General features: G+C 48.0%; 23 protein-coding genes. 14 read left to right on the top strand and 9 right to left on the bottom strand.

Annotated features, from left to right (window positions below; all coding sequences use genetic code 11):
• The first annotated feature begins 4 nt into the window (after positions 1-4).
• The 4 genes from E5336_RS03900 to E5336_RS03915 are packed head-to-tail and all read left to right on the top strand — an operon-like array spanning position 5 to position 3,753.
• Complete coding sequence (locus tag E5336_RS03900) at positions 5-952, top strand: ABC transporter substrate-binding protein (protein WP_135979773.1); 948 nt, start codon at positions 5-7, stop codon at positions 950-952.
• Positions 949-1,956: a FecCD family ABC transporter permease gene (locus E5336_RS03905; RefSeq protein ID WP_135979774.1), complete on the top strand. Its 1,008-nt coding sequence runs from the start codon at positions 949-951 to the stop codon at positions 1,954-1,956. Before E5336_RS03900 ends, E5336_RS03905 begins: the two co-directional genes overlap by 4 nt.
• A complete protein-coding gene (locus tag E5336_RS03910; protein WP_135979775.1) occupies positions 1,949-2,953 on the top strand; it encodes a FecCD family ABC transporter permease in 1,005 nt (334 codons plus the stop codon). Before E5336_RS03905 ends, E5336_RS03910 begins: the two co-directional genes overlap by 8 nt.
• Positions 2,953-3,753, top strand: a complete 801-nt coding sequence (locus E5336_RS03915; RefSeq protein WP_135979776.1) for an ABC transporter ATP-binding protein — start codon at positions 2,953-2,955, stop codon at positions 3,751-3,753. Before E5336_RS03910 ends, E5336_RS03915 begins: the two co-directional genes overlap by 1 nt.
• On the opposite strand, the gene E5336_RS03920 is transcribed toward E5336_RS03915, so the two are convergent.
• The 3 genes from E5336_RS03920 to ilvC form a co-directional block, all read right to left on the bottom strand.
• The gene (locus E5336_RS03920; RefSeq protein WP_135979777.1) at positions 3,747-4,268 is read right to left on the bottom strand and encodes a GNAT family N-acetyltransferase; all 522 of its coding nucleotides are present in this window, start codon (positions 4,266-4,268) and stop codon (positions 3,747-3,749) included. The genes E5336_RS03915 and E5336_RS03920 overlap by 7 nt on opposite strands.
• A 143-nt stretch (positions 4,269-4,411) precedes the next feature.
• The gene (locus E5336_RS03925) at positions 4,412-4,732 is read right to left on the bottom strand and encodes a hypothetical protein (protein WP_135979778.1); all 321 of its coding nucleotides are present in this window, start codon (positions 4,730-4,732) and stop codon (positions 4,412-4,414) included.
• A gap of 101 nt (positions 4,733-4,833) precedes the next feature.
• Positions 4,834-5,859 carry a ketol-acid reductoisomerase gene (gene ilvC, locus E5336_RS03930; RefSeq protein ID WP_135979779.1) on the bottom strand — a complete coding sequence of 342 codons (1,026 nt, stop codon included), beginning with the start codon at positions 5,857-5,859 and terminating at the stop codon, positions 4,834-4,836.
• Positions 5,860-6,002: 143 nt separating this feature from the next.
• Between ilvC and E5336_RS03935 the strand changes: the two genes are divergently transcribed.
• From E5336_RS03935 to E5336_RS03945, 3 genes are all read left to right on the top strand, one after another.
• Positions 6,003-6,626 (top strand): hypothetical protein, encoded by a 624-nt coding sequence (locus E5336_RS03935; protein WP_135979780.1) that lies wholly within the window; start codon positions 6,003-6,005, stop codon positions 6,624-6,626.
• 88 nt (positions 6,627-6,714) lie between these two features.
• The gene (locus E5336_RS03940) at positions 6,715-7,410 is read left to right on the top strand and encodes an N-acetylmannosamine-6-phosphate 2-epimerase (protein ID WP_135979781.1); all 696 of its coding nucleotides are present in this window, start codon (positions 6,715-6,717) and stop codon (positions 7,408-7,410) included.
• 116 nt (positions 7,411-7,526) lie between these two features.
• Positions 7,527-7,778 (top strand): DivIVA domain-containing protein, encoded by a 252-nt coding sequence (locus E5336_RS03945; RefSeq protein WP_135979782.1) that lies wholly within the window; start codon positions 7,527-7,529, stop codon positions 7,776-7,778.
• Positions 7,779-8,060: 282 nt separating this feature from the next.
• Here E5336_RS03945 and E5336_RS03950 read toward each other — a convergent pair whose 3' ends face one another.
• The 5 genes from E5336_RS03950 to E5336_RS03970 all read right to left on the bottom strand — a co-directional run bounded on the left by E5336_RS03950 (position 8,061) and on the right by E5336_RS03970 (position 11,332).
• A complete protein-coding gene (locus tag E5336_RS03950) occupies positions 8,061-8,300 on the bottom strand; it encodes a helix-turn-helix domain-containing protein (protein WP_021372270.1) in 240 nt (79 codons plus the stop codon).
• A 4-nt stretch (positions 8,301-8,304) separates the two neighbouring features.
• On the bottom strand, positions 8,305-8,724 hold the full coding sequence (locus E5336_RS03955) for an RNA polymerase sigma factor (protein ID WP_021372267.1): 420 nt from the start codon (positions 8,722-8,724) through the stop codon (positions 8,305-8,307).
• 270 nt (positions 8,725-8,994) lie between these two features.
• The gene (locus tag E5336_RS03960) at positions 8,995-9,774 is read right to left on the bottom strand and encodes an alpha/beta hydrolase (protein WP_135979783.1); all 780 of its coding nucleotides are present in this window, start codon (positions 9,772-9,774) and stop codon (positions 8,995-8,997) included.
• Positions 9,775-10,362: a TetR/AcrR family transcriptional regulator gene (locus E5336_RS03965; RefSeq protein WP_117576205.1), complete on the bottom strand. Its 588-nt coding sequence runs from the start codon at positions 10,360-10,362 to the stop codon at positions 9,775-9,777.
• A 334-nt stretch (positions 10,363-10,696) separates the two neighbouring features.
• Positions 10,697-11,332, bottom strand: coding sequence for a helix-turn-helix domain-containing protein (locus E5336_RS03970; protein WP_021372271.1), 636 nt, complete (start codon positions 11,330-11,332; stop codon positions 10,697-10,699).
• Positions 11,333-11,818: 486 nt separating this feature from the next.
• Between E5336_RS03970 and E5336_RS03980 the strand changes: the two genes are divergently transcribed.
• The 7 genes from E5336_RS03980 (at position 11,819) to E5336_RS04015 (ending at position 18,733) form a co-directional block, all read left to right on the top strand.
• On the top strand, positions 11,819-12,880 hold the full coding sequence (locus tag E5336_RS03980; protein WP_302514054.1) for a replication initiation factor domain-containing protein: 1,062 nt from the start codon (positions 11,819-11,821) through the stop codon (positions 12,878-12,880).
• Positions 12,880-13,083, top strand: a complete 204-nt coding sequence (locus E5336_RS03985; protein ID WP_002610247.1) for an excisionase — start codon at positions 12,880-12,882, stop codon at positions 13,081-13,083. The genes E5336_RS03980 and E5336_RS03985 overlap by 1 nt, the downstream gene beginning before the upstream one ends.
• 78 nt (positions 13,084-13,161) lie before the next feature.
• Positions 13,162-14,355: a site-specific integrase gene (locus E5336_RS03990; protein ID WP_101870372.1), complete on the top strand. Its 1,194-nt coding sequence runs from the start codon at positions 13,162-13,164 to the stop codon at positions 14,353-14,355.
• Between the two features lie 320 nt (positions 14,356-14,675).
• The gene (locus tag E5336_RS04000) at positions 14,676-15,185 is read left to right on the top strand and encodes a hypothetical protein (protein WP_135979785.1); all 510 of its coding nucleotides are present in this window, start codon (positions 14,676-14,678) and stop codon (positions 15,183-15,185) included.
• A gap of 80 nt (positions 15,186-15,265) precedes the next feature.
• Positions 15,266-16,654 (top strand): TldD/PmbA family protein, encoded by a 1,389-nt coding sequence (locus tag E5336_RS04005; protein WP_135979786.1) that lies wholly within the window; start codon positions 15,266-15,268, stop codon positions 16,652-16,654.
• Complete coding sequence (locus E5336_RS04010) at positions 16,647-17,969, top strand: TldD/PmbA family protein (RefSeq protein WP_135979787.1); 1,323 nt, start codon at positions 16,647-16,649, stop codon at positions 17,967-17,969. Before E5336_RS04005 ends, E5336_RS04010 begins: the two co-directional genes overlap by 8 nt.
• 2 nt (positions 17,970-17,971) lie before the next feature.
• A complete protein-coding gene (locus E5336_RS04015) occupies positions 17,972-18,733 on the top strand; it encodes an enhanced serine sensitivity protein SseB C-terminal domain-containing protein (protein WP_135979788.1) in 762 nt (253 codons plus the stop codon).
• A 102-nt stretch (positions 18,734-18,835) separates the two neighbouring features.
• Here the strand turns inward: E5336_RS04015 and E5336_RS04020 are convergent, their stop codons facing one another.
• A complete protein-coding gene (locus E5336_RS04020) occupies positions 18,836-19,537 on the bottom strand; it encodes a YoaK family protein (RefSeq protein WP_135979789.1) in 702 nt (233 codons plus the stop codon).
• Positions 19,538-19,586: the final 49 nt, after the last annotated feature.

Consider the following 19,586-nt stretch of genomic DNA (forward strand, 5'->3'; position numbering starts at 1 on the left):
ACACATGCGAGCATTGAAGAAAATAAAAAAGATAGGAATCGCCCTGGCGGCGGTTTTCTCTATCGCTTATATGAGCGGGTGCGCGAGTCGTCCGGCGGACGAATCCGCCGCCGAAGAAACGAAAGTCGTGCAAACGGACAAGGGGGAGGTCGAGATCCCGGCCCATCCGCAGCGAATCGTTTCCGATTACTATTTGGGCGAGTTTCTGGCGGTGGACACCAAGCCGGTCATCGCCTCGCCGTACGCGCTGGACAATCCGTATTTGGCGGATCAAGTCGAAGGCATTGAACCGATGAATATCACCAGCGCGGAAACCGCGCAGGAAATGATCGCGGCCGCTGAGCCGGATTTGATCGTGACGATTACCGAAGCGGATTACGAGAAATACTCGAAAATCGCACCGACGGTGTACATCGAGGACGGAAAGCGCAGCGACGAGCAGCTGTTTCGCTATATCGCGCAACTTGTTGGCAAAGAAAAGGAAGCGGACGAATATTTGCGGAAATTCCACGAGAAAGTGGAAAAAACCAAGCCGGAAGTCCAGCAGGCGGTTGGCGACAAAACCGTTTCGATCGTGGAAGTGTGGCCGCAGCAAATTTACTCCATGGGCAGTCATTTCGCCCGGGGCGGAACGATTCTTTACGATTTGTGGGGACTGAAAGCGCCGGAAACCGTGCAAAAGGAAATGGTCGATGGGGACGAAGCGTACCAAGTCGTTTCGCTTGAAGCGCTGCCGGACTATACCGGGGACTATATTTTATACGGCGTCCTTTCGGACACGGATCCGGATTTTGTCACGGATTCGGCGATTTGGAACAACTTGCCGGCCGTACAGGCAAAGCGGGTGCTTCCGTATCGGCAAGTGGCGTTCATGCATCGGGATCCGATCTCGCTCAACGGCCAGCTCGATGAGCTGTACGCGTTTTTAACGGGCAAAGAGGTGCAGGAATGAGAAAGACGGTTAAAATCAAGCCCGCCTTTTATATGATTGTGATTTGTATCGCGGTGGTTTTCGCCGCGATTCTTTCTGTTTTTTTAGGGAGCACGAAAATCCCGGTTTTGGAAGTGCTTCAGGCGCTCGTTTCGCCCGATGGAACGAGCCACGCGCATTTGGCGGTTTTAGAGCTGCGCATTCCACGCACGATTGGCGATTTGCTTGTGGGCGCCGCCCTGGCTTGCGCGGGGGCGATGATGCAAGGGGTCACACGCAATCCGCTGGCGGACTGTGGCTTGCTTGGCATCAACGCTGGCGCGTCGTTCGCGCTGGCGCTTTGCCTTGGCGTGTTTTCCACGATGGATTTTGGATGGAGCGTCCTGGCTTCGATGGCGGGCGCCACAGTGGCGGCTTTGCTTGTGTTTGGCTCCATGCGGGTCGGCCGCCGTCCGTTCGATACCGGCCGGCTCGTGCTGGCGGGTCTGGCTGTCAGCATGTTGTTCACGTCGCTGGCCCAGGCCATTTCCTTGTTTACGAATACGGGACAGGACTTGGCGTTTTGGAGCGCTGGCGGCGTGGCCGGCATTCGGATGGAACAGCTGAAAATCGTGGGGCCGATCTTGCTGGCGGGCCTCGTGTGGGGTTTGCTGCTGGCGAAAAAAGTGGCGGTGCTCTCGCTTGGCGAAGAGGTCGCGCAAGGCCTGGGGGTGCCAGTCAAACGGGCGACGCTTCAATGTCTGGCGGCCGTGCTGCTCATGGCGGCTTGCTCGGTGGCGCTGGCGGGACCGATCGCGTTTGTCGGTTTGCTCGTTCCGTACATCGCGCGGTTTTGGATCGGGCCGAGCTATGAAACGCTCATTCCGGCTTCCATGGTGACGGGGGCGCTGTTTATGGTCGTGGCGGATTTGATTTCCCGGGTAGTCAACGCGCCATCCGAAACGCCGGTTGGCTTGATTTTCGCGATCATCGGCGTGCCGGTGTTCGTGGCGCTGGCGCGCAAAGGAGGACGCGGTTTTGAGTAAAAAACAAAAGAGAAGACAGCGCGTCGTGCTGCTTGGACTGCTGGTGGCGCTGCTTGGATTGGTCGTGGTCGACTTGCAGTCCGGCTACGCGAACATTTCGCTGACGCAAATCGGGGAGATTTTGAGCGGCCGGGCGAGCCGGGCGCTGACGTATACGTTTTTAGAGTTGCGGATGCCGCGAATCGTCGTGTCTTTGCTTGTGGGCGTCGGGTTGTCGGTGTCGGGGATGCTCATGCAGTCGGTGACCCGCAACGAGATGGCCGACCCGGGGCTGCTGGGGATGAACGCGGGATCGGGTCTGCTGCTGGCGGTGTTTTTCGTTTTTTTTAAACAAAGCGTGGATCGTTTCTCGTTTTGGCTGCCGGTTTTATCGTTTGCCGGCGCGCTAGGCGTGTTTGGACTCGAATACCGGCTGGCGCTTGTCCGTCAGAAGATGCATCCGAAGCGGCTGCTGCTCATGGGCGTGGCGATTTCGCTGGCGCTTTCCTCTTTGACGACGATGCTGATGCTGCGGCTGCCCGATCAGGACTATGCGTTTGTGCAAAACTGGCTGGCCGGCAACATTTGGGGCGCGAGCTGGGGAAACGCCGCGCTGCTCGCGGTCGGGTTTGTTCCGCTGCTGGGGGTGGCGTTTTATGGAGCGAAAACGCTCAACCTCTTTGATTTGGGCGAAATTCCGGCGACGGCGCTGGGCGTGGATGTCAAGAGGCAGACGAAAAAGTTTTTGCTGGCGGCCATCGCCTTGTCCTCGCTTTGCTGCGCGGTCGGCGGCGGCTTGAGTTTTGTCGGTTTGATTTGTCCTCACCTGGCACGCAAACTCGTGGGTGTCAATCATCGGGTGCTCGTGATTGGAAGCGTGTTGCTGGGTGGCGTGCTACTGACGGGCGCGGACATTGTTTCGCGCACATTGCTGCTGCCCAACGAGATTCCGGTCGGCATCGTGGCGACGGTGCTTGGGGCTCCGTATTTCTTGTATTTGCTAGTAAAGGAGAAGTAATGGAAAACAAAGAGAAAACGATTTTGGAAGGAAAAGGGCTGAAAATCGGCTACGATGGCAAAATCGTCGTGCCCGGGCTGGATGTGAAAATTCCCCGCGGCAAAATCACGGCGCTGATTGGTCCCAACGGCTGCGGAAAATCGACTTTGCTGAAAGCGCTCGCCCGCGTTCTTTCGATTGAAAGCGGCGAAGTGCTGCTGGAAGGAAAGAACATCTTTCAAACGCCGACAAAGGAAGTGGCGAAGCAAATGGCCCTGCTGCCGCAAGCCCCGCAGGCGCCGGCCGGCTTGAGCGTGGAAGAACTTGTGTCTTACGGGCGCTATCCGTATCAAAAAGGATTCGGGGCGCTGGATTCGACCGATCACGCCTTGATCGACGAGGCGATGAAAAACACGGGGGTCTACGATTTACGCGAGCGGGATATCGCGACGTTGTCGGGCGGACAGCGTCAGCGGGCCTGGATCGCGATGGCGCTGGCGCAGGACACGCCGCTCATTTTGCTCGACGAGCCGACGACGTATTTGGATATGGCGCATCAGCTGGAAATTTTGGAGCTGCTGCGAAAACTCAATGAAACTGCGGGCAAGACGATCGTTCTTGTCATTCACGATTTGAATTTGGCGGCCCGGTTTAGCGACTTTATGGTGGCGATGAAAGATGGGCGCATTTTGTTTGAAGGGGATGTGCGATCCGTCATGACCGAAAAGATGATGCGGGACGTGTTTGGCCTGGACGCCTATCTTGTGCCAGATCCGTGGTCGGGGCGGCCGACGATGCTGACGTACCGGCTGGCTCAATAGCCTTCGAAACCGTTTTGGTACAAAGTACCCCAAAACCGCTGGAAGTCGTCGGGCGTGATCGTCTTTTGCGCGCTTAAAATTTCATACGACTCGTTTTGCCACGTGTATTGGATGTTTGTTTCCTGGTAGCCGTTGCGAAGGTAAAACGCTTTTCTTCGGACGCGCTGCTCCCGGTTGTCGATGTGTTCGTGAATCGTTTCGATGTCGACTAAAATCGCCTGGTCGGGATGGGCGGTTTGAATCGTTTGCAGGATTCTCGAGCCGTAGCCTTTGTCTCTTAATTTTGGCTCGACGCAAAAATAAATGATGTGAACGATGGATCGGACGATGAGCAAGGAGGCGAAGCCGACCCATTGCGCTTCGTCGTGAAAGGAAACGACTTTGGCAAAACGGTCGTCGTCGATCAATTTGACGAGATCTTTCCGCTCGTTGGGGGGAAAGGAATGGCGGTACAACGACTGGATATTTGCGTAATCCGGATGTCGGGTGGAATGGATAAATTGATATTTTAGCATAATTTGGACTCCTGAAAAACAAGGCGTATCCTCATGGGTACGTCTTTATTTTAGTGGAAAGGGCGCGTGTTGTGTGCACGGATACTCTATGAGCGCAGAAAAGAAAACGAATCCCGGCTTTTTCGCGGGGACTCGCTTTGTTTTTAATCGTCGCCGTCGGTCGTCATTTCCTCGAGCAGTTTCCAGTCCTTGTAGCTTGATTTGACGTATTTTTTCACTTCTTTGGCGACGCCGCTTGTCAGGGCGTGGCGCTGGCGCGAAAGGGAGTAGTAAATCGTCAGGATCATTTCTTTGAGCTCCTCGTCGTCGAGCCATTGGAGCTTTTCCTCCGGGGTGTCATACAGCTCGTGATAAATTTTGGCGAGCACCGACAGCCGGTTGGCTTGCGTCACGTCGTCCATGACGTCGTCGAACGCCTGTTGGAGCTTGGGCTGCATGTAGGCAGCGATTTGTTCGTGTGTCATATTCAAATCTCCTTTTTCTTTTATTTTACTCGCTTATGAAAACGCTTACAAGTTAAAAAAGGAAAAAGGACTTTTGATTTTTTTCAAAAGTCCTTGAAAGGCTAGTTATTGATGAGAAGCTCGTCCTCGTTGTTCCAGCTGTACAGCTTGCGGATTTCCTCGCCCACTTTTTCGCTTGGATGGGCGGCCGCTTTGCGGCGCAGCGCTTTGAATTTTGTTTGTTTTCCCGCGTCGGACATACCAACGAGGAAGTCCTGGGCGAACGTGCCGTCCTGGATGTCGGATAAAATCTTTTTCATCGCTTTCTTCGTGTCTTCCGTGATGATTTTTGGTCCGGTAATGTAGTCGCCGTATTCCGCCGTGTTCGAAATCGAGTAGCGCATACCCGCGAAACCGCTTTGATAAATGAGGTCGACAATCAGCTTCATTTCGTGAATGCACTCGAAATAGGCGTTGCGCGGATCGTAGCCCGCTTCGACAAGCGTTTCAAAGCCCGCCTGCATCAAAGCGACGACACCGCCGCAAAGAACGGCCTGCTCGCCAAACAAGTCGGTTTCGGTTTCCGTCTGGAACGTCGTTTCCAGCACGCCCGCTCTGGCGCCGCCAATGGCCGCCGCGTACGCCAGCGCCAAATCCCACGCTTTGCCGGAGTGGTCCTGCTCCACGGCGATAAGGCAAGGCGTTCCTTTGCCGGCCTGGTATTCGGAACGAACGGTGTGCCCCGGCGCCTTTGGCGCGATCATCGCGACGTCGATATCTTTTGGCGGCTGGATGCAGCCGTAATGAATGTTGAAACCGTGCGCGAACATGAGCATGTCGTCCTCTTTCAAATTCGGTTTAATGCTTTCCTCGTAGAGCGCCGCTTGTTTTTCATCGTTGATCAAAACCATGATGATGTCGGCTTTTTTGGTGGCTTCAGCAGCCGTATATACTTCGAATCCCGCTTTTTCGGCTTTTTCCCATGATTTGGAACCTTCGTACAATCCAATAATGACATGGCAACCCGACTCTTTCAGATTCAATGCGTGGGCATGACCTTGCGAGCCATAGCCGATGATTGCGATCGTTTTTCCGTCTAATAATCCGATATTGCAATCGTTTTCGTAAAAGATCTTTGCGTTTTCCATATTTATACATCTCCCTTTATGGGGCATTATAATCGAATTTGAAAAAATGTTCAAGAAAGAATGAAAGTTTTTCACGATGTATGAAACCTTTGTTTCATAACCGTTTTGCGTTACAATAAGAAAACGGAAAGGAAGAAAAAACGATGAACTGGAATGATATTGATTTCTCAGCGATAAAAAATATGGTGGATTCCCTCTCCGACGAGGAGAAGAGCCGGATTCAGGACATGGCCCGGCAGATGATGAGCCAAAACGCCCCGAAAAAGGACGAAGAAGCGGAAGAAGAAAAAGAGGTTTCCCTGGCGGAACGACTCGGATTCGAGGAGTCGCTGTTTGTCGATCTGCCCGGAAAGATGCAGGACGCTCTGGAGGCGGCGGACGATATGGAAGACTATTACGAGGACGACCCGGAAGCCGATTTTTCGGCCGCGGCGCTTTTTTACGCCAAAGCGCTGCTCGAAGCATGCCGGCACGCGTTGTACGAGCCCATCAAAACCACGCTCGCCCCGAAAGGATTCGGGCCGAAAGCGTGCACGACGCTGGCGATATACCGCGACGCGTTGAACGAGGACGGGATCCACGCCCTGGTCGACGCCGGCCATGGCGAAAGCGCGGGCTGGATGGAGCTCAAAGCGCTGCTGGCGTGGATGGAGCTGCAGCTTCAGCGCGCCGAGTACGACGTGATCGCCTATCCGGATTTGCTTGTCATAAAACAAAAGCTGCTGGAGGAAAAAGGAATTTTGCGGCCTTTGCGGATGGAAGAGTAAAATACGTTGTTTTTTGGTACAACTCGTGCCCAAATCCGGGTTTTTCCGCTATAATAAAGTATATAGATATAATAAAAGGAGCTGCATTATGAACAACAAAATCGAACAAGCCAAAGGAAAATTGATCGTTTCTTGTCAGGCCCTTCCTGAAGAACCGCTGCATTCTTCTTTCATCATGGGTCGGATGGCCAAAGCGGCCAAAGAAGGCGGAGCCAGCGGGATTCGCGCGAATACGGTGGCGGACATCGAGGAAATTCAAAAACAAGTCGATTTGCCGGTGATTGGCATCATCAAGCGCCAGTATGGCGACAACCACGTATACATTACCCCGACGATGACGGAAGTGGACGAGCTGATGGCGATGGAAAATCCGCCGGAAGTCATCGCGATCGACGCGACTTGCCGTCAGCGCCCCGACAACAAATCGCTTGACGACATGTTCGCCGAAATGAAGGCGAAATATCCAAACCAGCTTTGGATGGCGGATTGCGCGACGCTCGACGAAATGAAACACGCCGACGATCTCGGCTTTGATTTCATTGGCACGACACTGGTAGGCTACACGCCGGAAAGCGAAGGCGACAAAATCGAAACGAACGATTTTGAAATCATTCGCGAGCTGCTGAAGACGGCCAAGCATCCGGTGATCGGGGAAGGAAACATCGACTCTCCGGAAAAGGTGAAACGCGTGCTTGACCTGGGCGCCTACAGCGTCGTGGTTGGCTCGATCATCACCCGTCCGCAAGTCATTACAAGACGGTTCGTGGACGCGATTGAAAAATAAAGAAAAGCGGATTTTTCGCGAAGCGCTGGCTGGAAATGGCGAGCGCTTTTTAATTTCCTTTTGGAGGGGTCTTTGCTATGATGGGTCTTGTTTAAAAGCAGGTAAGGAGATCGAACATGGAAAACATCAAATTGGATCCGAACACGATATACAGCCAGGATTTTACCATTTGCGCCAACGGGTACGGCTGCCAGGAGGTGGACGCGTTTTTGGATCAAGTCATTGAAGACTATGAAGAGTATGACGAGAAGGTCCAGGAGCTTGACGAGGCGCTGCACCGGTTCCAGATGAAATCGGCGCAGCTTCAGGAGCAGGCCCGGGCGCTGCAAGCGAAAAACCAGCAGCTCCGCGAAGAGGCGAAAGCCTAGAACGGAAATCGGAATGATTTCTGCTTTTTTTTGGCAAAAGTGCATATAAAACCGCATTTCACAAATTCATCCCAAAAAGTGTTGACATTTCTGTTAAATTTTATATCTGATTTTCGATTATCAGCATAAATACTATACTTTCAAGCATTTTGAAGTATAGAAAACCATTCATTTTACCACAAATTTACCACGATTGAATGAGCCTTGATATGATACTAAAAATAACATGGGAGATAGCACAGACATTAGTGTATCTCCCGTTTTTTCATTCATGTAATATGATTACTTCACTCTAATTTCAAATTTCAAGATTGCTTTCATCATTTCTGTATGAATTTGACCTTTTAATTCTTCATCAATCTGCATAGTGATTTTACCACTTTCAGAGTGGTAAAACGGACGCAAACACAATTTACATATATAAGCGTCATAGAAATTCAAGATTTCCTTTATTGAAGCTTCATTTCCAGCAGACGCTTTACATATTACTTCTAATTCCGGATAGCCATATTCTTTTCTCATTGGTTCAATTTCTCTCTTTCAATAGTGTTTTTAGTCTCTTCAATCCGTTACTTCTTCTGCGATAAACAGTAGAACGTGATACATGATATAATTCTGCGATTTCTTGGTCGCTCATGCTTTGAAAATAGCGTAATAAAATAACATCACGCTCTTTATTCGATAACTTATATAAAGCAACAGCAAGTTTCTCATTTGATATTTGGATTGTGAAATTCAAGACTTCAAAAGAGGTATAATTACAAGAATAATTATCCTCTGCTCCTTGCTCAAACATTTTCATATCTGATAATTCACAGAATAAAACTTCACGTTTAGAACGTCTTGCAAACTGTTTGTTCCTGCTTTTTACTGTGCATTTAATAACAGTCATCATCAAAGCATTAAACTGTATTCTAACGATATGCTCGAAAGAAGATGTGTTCATAATCTCACCCCCTTTCCGCATACGCCGAAACTATATAAACGGAAATGCCGTCTATATCTTTGGAAAATACGGAAAAAAGAACAAGAAAAAAGTCCGCACAAAACATACTGTCTGTACGAACTTTTAATGTTGTAAAATATTTAGTTGTTGGTAAAATACTGTTAGGTTTCTGTTGCTCGTATGAAAGTATGCTTAAAGCTTTCCATAATACAAGTCCTTCTCATAGCAGTTACTTTCAATGTTTTTTATATCTTGCTTTTTTTAGTCCTATCATAAGCTCTCCTTTGTATTTAAAAAGGGTACAACTACTTTCAACCACTCGTCAGGCAAATATATTGCTAAATATCCATGATTATATCCTTTCGCTTCGTATATTTGACATGAAGGAACTAATTCTTTAAAGAGTTGTGCCGACTTCTTTACACATTTCATTTCTTTTGAACCATAACAATACATAATTTGTGCTTTCGTTTTAGAAATATCTTCTTTTAACTGATATTCTGCCATGTATGTGCGATACATATTATAAAGCGTATTCCTCTTTAATAAGGGCATATCATGTATATAATAATTTTCAATTTCTTTTGTAAATCTCATATTAGGAAACAATCGCAGCAAAACCATTTGACATTTGCACGAAAATCTACTAAACATCAATCCCCCAAAAAGACGGACTGTGGCAATACAAAATTTTTCCAATTTGGGTTGTGGATAACAAATACTTCCGTCTATGATAGCTTTTTGAGAAATATCAGCTTTAAGAGAAAGCATTTCTATCACAATCTGCCCCCCTAAAGATACACCACAAAGCAGAAAAAGCTGTCCATTACAATTTTGATTTATATACGAGATTAGTTTTTGGGCGCTATCTATTGTAGAGACATATTCTGTATTATATTCTTCTCCATGTCCATCTAGAGTTGGCAAAATAACATGATACTCTTTAGACAATGCTTTTGCTTGTCTTAAATAATTCCACCATGAATTTCCACCGCCATGAATTAACATAATATGCTGATTTTCTTTATCTCCAAACTCATGGAATTTCATTTATATTTCCTCCTCAAAAATCTGTTCTGTAATATTTTCTAATAGTTTTTTTACTGTACTTTCAATTTCCTCTTTGACTAATAAATCACTGTTTTGTAAACAAAGATTAACAAGCTGTATAAAATTTATAACAGCATTAAAGTTAATATTTTTCTTTGGCTTATCTATATATTTAATATTTTTTTTCATAGAAGTTCTTATGGTTTCAAAAGATTGATTTCTTTCTGTTCGTAAAAGAATAGCAGTTAAATCATCTCTTGATAAATATCGAAAAATGTTTTTTTCATCTCTCAGAAAAAAGAATGAATATAAATCTATAAATTCCGATTTTGTTATTTTTCCATTACATTCTAAAATCTTAAAAAAACGATTTTCCAAGTTGTGTTGCGACTCTTCCATAATAGATAAAATTAAATCCTCTTTTGAGTTATAAAAATTGTAAAATGTACCCGTTGAAATGCCTGTGGTTTTTGCTAACTCTCTAATATTAAGCTGTTTATATCCTTTTTCTCTAATTAAATTAATACAATTTTGTTTTATAATTTTATACAAGGACTGTTTCCTTGCGTCTGAAAAAATTTTAGGCATATTTTTTCTCCTTCAATTTAAGTGATAAAATGAACGATATGTTTATGTGTTCATTTTATCACTTTCTACAATTTAACACAACTGTATTTTATAAGTGCAAGATAAAAGCTTAATTTAGAATCTTCCAGTTACTATTCTTATGTAGTACAACTCATACTGCGACACTTGCGTTGATATTGCCTGATTTGTCACAAATCAGATTTTACTTCTTTCTTCCTCTTGATTACCCACAACAGAAAAGAAAAAGCCCTGTCAAGAGCTTGCCACCATTGGTGGTGCTTGCACTCTTGATTGGGCTTTTTCTTTTCTGTATCTTCTCACAAGAGGAAAAAGATTATTCGTCCTCATCATCAAAATGGTTATTCTTTAATACTTCCCGTAACAGTTCCATATCCTCTTTTGAGTTCGGGTTTATCATTTTCACTACTTGATGTGGTGTCCTATATTTATGTCCCACTATGCTTTCTCCGAACATATCCATGCTGTATAAATCATCATAGCGGTCTAGTAGTTTTTGGAATTTCAAATGCTGGATAAATTCTTTGATTGGGTAAAGGTCGGACGCTACAATGCTTTTCCCGTTGATGTAATCGGTAATATATTCCCGTAACTTTTCTAACTCATATTCCAGCCATTCTTCCTCGCTATCAAAGAAGTTGTCATAGTGTCCATGTTTTAGTTCTGCATTTAGACGTTCTTCGATTTTTAAAAACTGGCAGACTTCTTTTTCTCCCTGATTGACAAACTTCCATTCCCCCGACAACAATTCATTGGGTGTTACTCCCAGCACGTCTATTATCTTTTCCAGCGTATCAAAGGTAGGAAAATTCACACCTCGTTCAATCTTGGAAAGGCTCTGCATATTGATACCGATTTTATCCGCAAGTTCCTGCTGTTTCATTCCTCTGTGTTTTCTTATGGTTTGTATGTTTTCTCCTAAAAAACTGATTTTCTTTTCATAATGCTCCATAACTTAGTATAACCTCTCCTTTCGTTGCTTTTCTTGGTATTTATAAGCATATCATACTTAATCTGTATCAAAAAGTCAACAAAAACTTCTTGACAAGTAATTCTAATGGCGTTATTATCGTATCGGATGAAGTGATTAAGCACACTAGGGTCAATCACACGCTTGAGTAAGCATAGAAAAGATATATTTTAACTTTGATAGCATGAACAAGCATGGACTATCAGACTGAAAATCGGGTTTCCAAAAGGGGCTGGCTGGACGGGGCACGTCCCCCAAACGTGTTTCGGACAGACAGTTCCTTTTGGAAAGGGAACGCCTTTAGGCGTTCGCAGAGGGCGTATATGTAACACCGCCCTGCGCATACATGTCATAGTACCTAGAAACTGTGATAAATAAAGGACAAAACACGATTTTTACCCCGCAAAAAATGGGGGCATACGAAAGGAGCAATGCACTATAACTACACACAAAAATTTATCCGTTAAGATTGATTACATCAGTATTGTATTTGATACTGCAACCGCCGAAGATGTAATCATGCACATTTTAAATTTACCGACTGATATTTTCAATGTCTATCCGGCAAGTGTTAAATTCAAGACTTATCAAGCACGCTGGCAGATTGGAGATATTTATGTATCGGGGGACGCAAGAAAGACAGAGGATAACCCACAAGGGTTAGGCTGTTATCTTGTTATGACTGGCAGAGGTTGTGATGATATTTTCCGTATTCTCGACAGTAGGAATTATACCTTTGGGGATATGTTCCGACGTTGTGAGCGAAGATACGGACTGGATAACTTCCATTTCACAAGGCTTGATATTGCCATTGATGACAAGAACGAAAAGCCATTCTTTACCATAGAGCAGATAAAGAAGAAATGCGAAAAAGAGGAATTTATTTCTAATAGTGAGGGCTACCACTTTGACGAAAGCAAGTTTGATGATTTCGACACCGCAAAGACTGTTTATATCGGTGCTGGTAAATCGGGATTGTCCTACCGCTTTTATGACAAGGATAAGGAAGTCTGTTCAAAACATAATAAGATACTTGAGGAAGTCGGCAGTTGGAAACGGACAGAAATGCAACTGCGTGATGAAAAGGCTCATGCCTTTGCCATGACAGTCAAGGACAGACCGCTGGAACTGGGAGAACTGGCTTTCGGGTTATTGGCAAACAACCTACGCTTTGTCGTGCCAAACAGAAACGAAAGTAATAAAAGCAGATGGAAAACGTGTCGGTTTTGGGAACGCTTTTTAGGGGCTGTGGAAGTCTTGAAACTGCAAGTACCAAAACAGCAAAATTCCCTTGAAGAAACACAGCAATGGCTTACAGAGGGTGGCGTGATTTCCGCTGTCAAAAGTTTTTACTTCTTAGAAGAACATGACGCATTAGGTGGATTGGAAAAAGTGGGAACTATGCTTGATAAGGCAAGATACAGCAATTCCCTTTCCAGTAAACTAACCGCCCATTTACAGAGGATAAACCGCACCGACCTTATCCCTTATATCCAGTATGACACAAAGCATGGGAAAGGGGGTATCTGATGAATAACAACGATATTCCCGTATGGGAAAAATACACCCTTACCATTGAAGAAGCGTCAAAGTATTTCCGTATCGGAGAAAACAAGTTAAGACGATTGGCAGAGGAAAACAAGGACGCTGGCTGGCTCATTATGAATGGCAACCGCATACAGATTAAACGCCGACAGTTTGAAAAGGTCATTGATAAATTGGACGCAATCTAATGCAAATGAGCCTTGTATGTGTTATGATGAACACAAGTCATATCAAGGCTCTTTCCAACAAGGAAAGGAGCAGACACCATGAAAGAAAAAAGACGGGATAGCAAAGGACGTATCCTGCATACTGGAGAGAGCCAACGAACAGACGGAAAATACTTATATAAATATGTGGACGCATTTGGAAACACAAAATATGTGTATGCTTGGAGATTGACACCCACAGACCCGACACCAAAGGGAAAACGGGAAAAACCCTCACTTCGTGAACTGGAACAGCAGATAAGACGGGATATTGAGGACGGTATCGACAGCACAGGCAAGAAAATGACGCTTTGCCAACTCTACGCCAAACAGAACGCACAGAGGGCAAATGTGAAGAAAAGCACACAGAAACAACGGGAACAACTTATGCGGTTATTGAAAGAGGACAAGTTGGGTGCTAGGAGCATTGATACGATAAAACCCTCTGACGCTAAAGAATGGGCGTTACGCATGAAAGAGAAAGGCTTTTCCTACAATACCATTAACAACCATAAACGCTCGTTAAAAGCGTCATTCTATATCGCCATACAAGACGATTGTGTAAGGAAGAACCCTTTTGATTTCAAGTTGAGTGAAGTCATAGAAAATGATACCAAAGAGAAAGTCGCATTGACAGAGGAACAAGAACAAGCCCTACTGTCATTCATCAAGACGGACAACGTGTATCACACGTATTATGATGATGTGCTGATACTGTTAAAGACAGGACTTCGTATCTCGGAACTGTGCGGACTGACAGTAGCCGACATGGATTTCAAGAATGAAGTTGTGATTATCGACCACCAGTTATTAAAGAGTAAGGAACAGGGCTATTATATTGAAACGCCTAAAACAAAGAGCGGAACAAGGCAAGTGCCATTAAGCAGAGAAACGATACAGGCATTTCAACGGGTTATGAAGAAACGCCCAAAGGCAGAACCATTTGTGATAGGCGGACGGGGCAACTTCCTATTTGTCAATCAGAAAGGCAAGCCCAAAGTTGCCATTGATTATAACGCCTTATTTGTCCGTATGGTAAAGAAATACAACAAGCACCACAAGGACAATCCCTTGCCACATATCACACCGCATACACTACGCCATACGTTCTGCACAAGGCTGGCAAGCAAGAACATGAACCCGAAAGATTTGCAGTATATCATGGGGCATTCAAATATCAGTATCACAATGAACTGGTATGCTCATGCGTCCATAGATACCGCAAAATCAGAGGTTCAGCGTCTAATCGCATAAGAAGTATTTACCACGATTTTAACCACGCTTGATAGCGAAAATATAAGAAGATAGACCTAGATATGTGAGGTTTACCACAAAAGCAAAATGCCCGTAGAGCCTATAAAATAAGGCTTTGCGGACATTTAAGAAGATATAAAAAGATAGTCAAAAAGACATATATAATTTAACAGAAATTTATTATGATTTTTCATAAGAGGGAGAAGGAATATGATGAAGGAGAACAAAAAGAATGGGATCGACACTTTTATATATAGGGATGGCCGCCAGCGCGCGGAAATCGAATCCGGCAAGGAAGGGAAAAACAGGAGGTGTCGAGCATGTTAGGAAACGAAAATTTACGAATGGCCGCCTACGAGTGTGGAAGATTTCAGGGATTTGAAAGCCACTTGCAAGTGCTGAAGGCGCAATACGCCAGCAAAGCCAACGAAGTGGCGATGCGCCAGTGGGAAGAGCTGATCGCGGAAGTGAAGATGTTCATGGACGACCAGCAGCCCAACATCCTGTATTCTTTTTCGAAACGCAACGGGATCATCGCCGCGCAAGGCTTCACGATTGATTTTTATCCCCCGGCGCATACGTTCGCGAATCGGCTGATGAAGCTGCGCAGCCAAATTCTTTTGGCGATGGCGAACGTGGATTGCGGTTCGGGACTTTACAACGTATTGGATTCCCTGTATATCATGGTGCTGTACGCGTTGTACGACGACGAAAGCGGCCGGCATCTTGTTCGATGGAAAAGCGAGCACGAAAAGAATCTGCGCGCCTGGATGGATCCGGCGGATGTGGACGAAATGATTCAAAGCGTCCTGGAGGAGATTCTCATATAAGGACGCGGCGCGTCCTTTTTTTTGCGTGGTGTGTGCTATAATGAGAATCATCAATCATGGAATTAGGAAGAAGGAAATGTATGCTATCAAAAACACAGTTGGAGCGGATGCTGACCCGCTGCATGCGCTCCAAGGCGGATTTCGCGGAAATCTTTGAAGAAGATGGAACAAGCGAAGCGATTTCGATGCTCAACGACGCCGTCGAAGACGTCAACCGGGTGCTGCGCAGCGGAATCGGAATCCGGTTGTACGCCGGAACCCGCTCAGTCTATGGATATACCAACGTGCTCGACAACGCGACGCTCGAGGAAATAATCGACGATTTGCGGGCGGCCATCGGGAAAGAGGAACAAGGAAAGGACGTTGTTTTGCACCCGACGCCTGTCAAAAACAATCATCCGGTCGCCGTGGATCCTGTCGACGCCTCGCTGGCAGAAAAAGTGGCTTTGCTCGACCGGGCGCAAAAGGCGGCGTTCGCGACCAGCGATCAAATCGAGAAAGTCAACGGAACGCTAAGCGCCGTGCGCCAGCATGTGCAAATCGCGAACTCCGATGGACGTCTCGTGCAGGATACGCGCATTCGCACCCGCATGGCTTGCGCGGCGTACGCCAGCGACGGAACGACGCTCCAGTCGGGAACCGCTTCGCCAGGCGCCAGCATGGGGCTTGAGTTTTTCGACACGACGACGCCGGAAGCCATTGGCCAGGAAGCGGCGCGGGTCGCCATCGTGCTGACCAAGGCGAAACCGTGTCCATCGGGCAAGATGCCGGTCATTATCGACAATGGATTTGGCGGCGTGATTTTCCACGAGGCGTGCGGGCACTCGCTGGAAGCGACGGCGGTCGCGAAAAACCAGTCGGTTTTTTGCGGCAAGCTTGGCGAGCGCATCGCTTCCGAAAAGGTGACAGCCATCGACGACGGGACGATTCCAAACGCGTGGGGTTCCCAAAACGTGGATGACGAAGGCAATCCGCAGCAAAAACGGGTGCTGATCAAGGACGGGATCCTTCAATCGTATATGGTCGACACGCTCAACGGCCGCCGTATGAACATGGCTTCCACCGGGTCGTCGAGACGGCAGTCGTATAAATTCGAGCCGACTTCCCGCATGAGCAACACGTTTCTGGCGGCCGGCACCGACAGTCTGGAAGACATGCTCGATGGCGTGGAAAAAGGCTTGTACGCGAAAAAGATGGGAGGCGGCAGCGTCAATCCGCAAACCGGCGAGTTCAATTTCGCGGTGCAGGAAGGCTATTTGATTGAAAACGGAAAAATCACGGATCCGGTCAAAGGCGCTTCCCTCATTGGCAACGGCAAGGAGATTTTAATGCATATCGACATGGTGGGCGACAACTTGAGCCGTTCCCAGGGGATGTGCGGCTCAAGCAGCGGCTCGATCCCGACCGATGTCGGCCAACCGCGCATTCGCGTTTCAAAAATCACAGTAGGAGGAACGGCCAATGAATAAGCAGGCATGGATGAAGCGGGCCGCAGAGCTTGGCCTGGAGCAGTTCGAGATTTACCAGGCGCTCGCTTCGCAAAAGGAATTCACATGGTTCGAGCAAACGCTGGACACGTTTGTGACAAGCAAAGTGCTGGGCACAAGCTTGCGGGCCATCAAGGACGGCAATGTGGCGACGATCGCGCTGGAGGAAGTCGACGACGGGAAAATGGACGAGGCGTTGCGCGCGCTGCTGGAACAGACGGCGATCGTGTCGAGCGAGGAGGCGGTCGCCCTGACGCCGGTGCGTGAAGTCGTCGCGCTGGAAAATCCGCATCGGTTCGAGCCGCTTTCCGTCGAGCAAATCGAAGCGATGCTGCAGGCGATCGAGAAAAAAGCGCTGGCGTTCGATCCACGAATCGTCCAGGTTGGCTATTTGGGATACGAGGAAGCCAAAGGAGGTCGTGAAATCACCAATTCGCTTGGTGTGCAGCTGGCGGACGAGGACGCGGTTCAATATGTGGCGTGCACGATCGTCGCACTGGAAAACGGCGAGTACAAAGACGCGACCAAAGTCCGGATCGTATACGATGCCGGATTCGACGTCGACGCGTTTGTCCGAGAGGTGTGCGAGGAGGCGCTGGGAAAACTTGGCGCGCATTCGATCCCTTCCCGGACGTGTCCGGTCGTGTTTGAAAAGGACGCGATGACGTCGCTGTTTGGCGCGTTCGCGGGGTTGTTTTCCGGCGACATGATCGCGAAGGGCATTTCCCCGATTTCCAAAGATTTAGGCAAAAAAATATTTTCGGATCAAATCACGATTTTCGACGATCCGCGCCATACCGACGCGCTTTCGGTGGCGGCGTTCGACGACGAAGGGTTTCCGACCCGCCGCAAAACCGTCGTGGATCATGGCGTGTTCGAGCAGCCGCTGTACGATGCCCGGTCCGCGGCGAAAATGAACGTGGAAAGCACAGGCAACGGCTTTAAGTCGGGTTACGCCTCCCCGGTGCGTGTCAGCCCGATGAATATGTGGATCGAGCCGGGTACCGAGGATTTGGACGCGTTGTTGGCGCGCATGGGCGACGGGCTGGTCATTACCGATTTGATGGGACTGCATGCCGGGCTGCATTTCGCGTCGACGCAGTTTTCCTTGCAGGCGAGCGGCTATTTGGTAAAGGATGGCAAACGAGGCGATCCGGTGACTTTGATTACCGTGGCGGGACGTTTCCTCGATTTGATGAACGAGGTGGAAGCGGTTGGCAGCGATTTGGATTGGAGCTACAAGCAGATCGCGTCGCCAAGCATCTTGTTCAAGCAGTGCGCGATTAGTGGAGAATAAATATGGCACCTTACAACAATCAACAATTAAAAGACGCGCTGGTAGCGTTAAGAAAAGAAGAAAACCAGCAGACGATCAACGACATGGCCCGGACGTTGCGCGATACGAGCGTACTCGCGCCCGCCATGTGGGATCAGGAACCTCAAAAAGACGAGAACGGGCAGCTTGTGTTTGAGCCGAACACGAAAATTCAGCTCATGATCATGCAGGACGCGCAAGGAAACATGTATTTCCCGATGTTTACGAGTTTTGAAGAGCTGAAACAAGCCAATCACGACGACACCGTCCATGCGCTCGTGCTGTCCTTCGACCAGTTCATGTCGTTTGTGGACATGGCGAAAGGGCAGATCCAGGGCATCGTGCTCGATCCGTTTACGGAAAACGTGCCGATCGACGTGGAATTTTTGGAAGGCGTCGCCCGGACAAAGAAAACGGTGATCAAGCCGACGAAGCTGAAAAAAGGCGAGCAGCTGCAAGTGCGCGAGCCGCTGAAAAAGGTGGAGGCCCTGATTTCGGCGCTCAACGAGGAGGCGCAGAAAATTCCGTCGATTCAGGAAGTGTACTTGAAAGAGCGTCTGGAAGGCGACGATGTGCACTGGCTCGTCATCGTGGATATGAACCCGCAAGATCCCAAACTGTTTCAACGCCTTGGCGAAGCGTGCCGGGGAAAAACGGATGGCAAGGACATGGAGTTTATTTTTTCGACGATGCAAGTCGCGCAGCAAATCATGGCGGATTCCACGCCGATTTATATTAAAAACTAGAACGGAAGCGGCCGCGTAAAAACGTTGCCGCTTTTTTGCGGATCTATAAAAAACCGGCGAATGACTCGTGTGAATCAGACGCCGGTTTGGCTTTTATGGGAATTAGGAGGCCGCGTTTTCCGCATGGTCGTGTTTGGCTTTGTCGTGCATCATAATGAACACGTCGACGCCCAGCAGCAAGGCCGCGATGATTGTCACGTAGTGGGTCATAAACTGCGCGAAAAACGCGCCGATAATGACGTTGACTAAGAAAGTGACGACGAGAATGATGCTCAGCAAAAACCGGTACATGTCGTCGCTGTCGCGCAGATGGATGTACTTGACAAGGCGTTCGACAGCTTCGCGTAAATTGCCGTTTAAGTAGACGGTCGCCAGCGGAATGTGGTGGATTCGTCGAAAGGTGATGGCTTGCAGGCCGCAGACGAGTCCGAACATGGGATTGGCGAGCGCGTTCCACGAGGCGGGAAGCATCGTGGCGATGAGGATGAGGACGATTTCGCACAGGGCCGGGCCGATGCGCCATCCTTTCCGATCGTCGTGCAAATGAAAATGGGTGCCTAAAACGACGCCGAGCACAAAAAGCAACACGGGGAAGGTGTATTTCAAGATTTGGGAAAAGTCGCCGTTGGCGATATCCATGCCCAAATAGAGCAGATTTCCGGTTTGACTGGACGCGAATACCTTGCCGCGGGTGACGTAGCATCCCGCGTCCATGATCCCCACGCTCGCGCTGGCGAGTATCCCGACTCGCAAAGAATCCTCTCCATGTTTTTCGTCCTGAATGATTTGACGTACAGGATCCATAAAACCACCCGCCTTTTCTAGCTTTACTATACGGTGTTTTGTGTTTTTT

Source organism: Dubosiella muris (assembly GCF_004793885.1).
Lineage (GTDB): Bacteria > Bacillota_I > Bacilli_A > Erysipelotrichales > Erysipelotrichaceae > Dubosiella > Dubosiella muris.

What these genes read in the sequence shown, in the direction of transcription:
- E5336_RS03900 (WP_135979773.1), top strand. Translation starts at nt 5, where the DNA reads ATGCGAGCATTGAAGAAAATAAAAAAGATAGGAATCGCCCTGGCGGCG.
- E5336_RS03905 (WP_135979774.1), top strand. Translation starts at nt 949, where the DNA reads ATGAGAAAGACGGTTAAAATCAAGCCCGCCTTTTATATGATTGTGATT.
- E5336_RS03915 (WP_135979776.1), top strand. Translation starts at nt 2,953, where the DNA reads ATGGAAAACAAAGAGAAAACGATTTTGGAAGGAAAAGGGCTGAAAATC.
- E5336_RS03920 (WP_135979777.1), bottom strand. Translation starts at nt 4,268, where the DNA reads ATGCTAAAATATCAATTTATCCATTCCACCCGACATCCGGATTACGCA.
- E5336_RS03925 (WP_135979778.1), bottom strand. Translation starts at nt 4,732, where the DNA reads ATGACACACGAACAAATCGCTGCCTACATGCAGCCCAAGCTCCAACAG.
- ilvC (WP_135979779.1), bottom strand. Translation starts at nt 5,859, where the DNA reads ATGGAAAACGCAAAGATCTTTTACGAAAACGATTGCAATATCGGATTA.
- E5336_RS03935 (WP_135979780.1), top strand. Translation starts at nt 6,003, where the DNA reads ATGAACTGGAATGATATTGATTTCTCAGCGATAAAAAATATGGTGGAT.
- E5336_RS03940 (WP_135979781.1), top strand. Translation starts at nt 6,715, where the DNA reads ATGAACAACAAAATCGAACAAGCCAAAGGAAAATTGATCGTTTCTTGT.
- E5336_RS03945 (WP_135979782.1), top strand. Translation starts at nt 7,527, where the DNA reads ATGGAAAACATCAAATTGGATCCGAACACGATATACAGCCAGGATTTT.
- E5336_RS03950 (WP_021372270.1), bottom strand. Translation starts at nt 8,300, where the DNA reads ATGAGAAAAGAATATGGCTATCCGGAATTAGAAGTAATATGTAAAGCG.
- E5336_RS03955 (WP_021372267.1), bottom strand. Translation starts at nt 8,724, where the DNA reads ATGAACACATCTTCTTTCGAGCATATCGTTAGAATACAGTTTAATGCT.
- E5336_RS03960 (WP_135979783.1), bottom strand. Translation starts at nt 9,774, where the DNA reads ATGAAATTCCATGAGTTTGGAGATAAAGAAAATCAGCATATTATGTTA.
- E5336_RS03965 (WP_117576205.1), bottom strand. Translation starts at nt 10,362, where the DNA reads ATGCCTAAAATTTTTTCAGACGCAAGGAAACAGTCCTTGTATAAAATT.
- E5336_RS03970 (WP_021372271.1), bottom strand. Translation starts at nt 11,332, where the DNA reads ATGGAGCATTATGAAAAGAAAATCAGTTTTTTAGGAGAAAACATACAA.
- E5336_RS03985 (WP_002610247.1), top strand. Translation starts at nt 12,880, where the DNA reads ATGAATAACAACGATATTCCCGTATGGGAAAAATACACCCTTACCATT.
- E5336_RS03990 (WP_101870372.1), top strand. Translation starts at nt 13,162, where the DNA reads ATGAAAGAAAAAAGACGGGATAGCAAAGGACGTATCCTGCATACTGGA.
- E5336_RS04000 (WP_135979785.1), top strand. Translation starts at nt 14,676, where the DNA reads ATGTTAGGAAACGAAAATTTACGAATGGCCGCCTACGAGTGTGGAAGA.
- E5336_RS04005 (WP_135979786.1), top strand. Translation starts at nt 15,266, where the DNA reads ATGCTATCAAAAACACAGTTGGAGCGGATGCTGACCCGCTGCATGCGC.
- E5336_RS04010 (WP_135979787.1), top strand. Translation starts at nt 16,647, where the DNA reads ATGAATAAGCAGGCATGGATGAAGCGGGCCGCAGAGCTTGGCCTGGAG.
- E5336_RS04015 (WP_135979788.1), top strand. Translation starts at nt 17,972, where the DNA reads ATGGCACCTTACAACAATCAACAATTAAAAGACGCGCTGGTAGCGTTA.
- E5336_RS04020 (WP_135979789.1), bottom strand. Translation starts at nt 19,537, where the DNA reads ATGGATCCTGTACGTCAAATCATTCAGGACGAAAAACATGGAGAGGAT.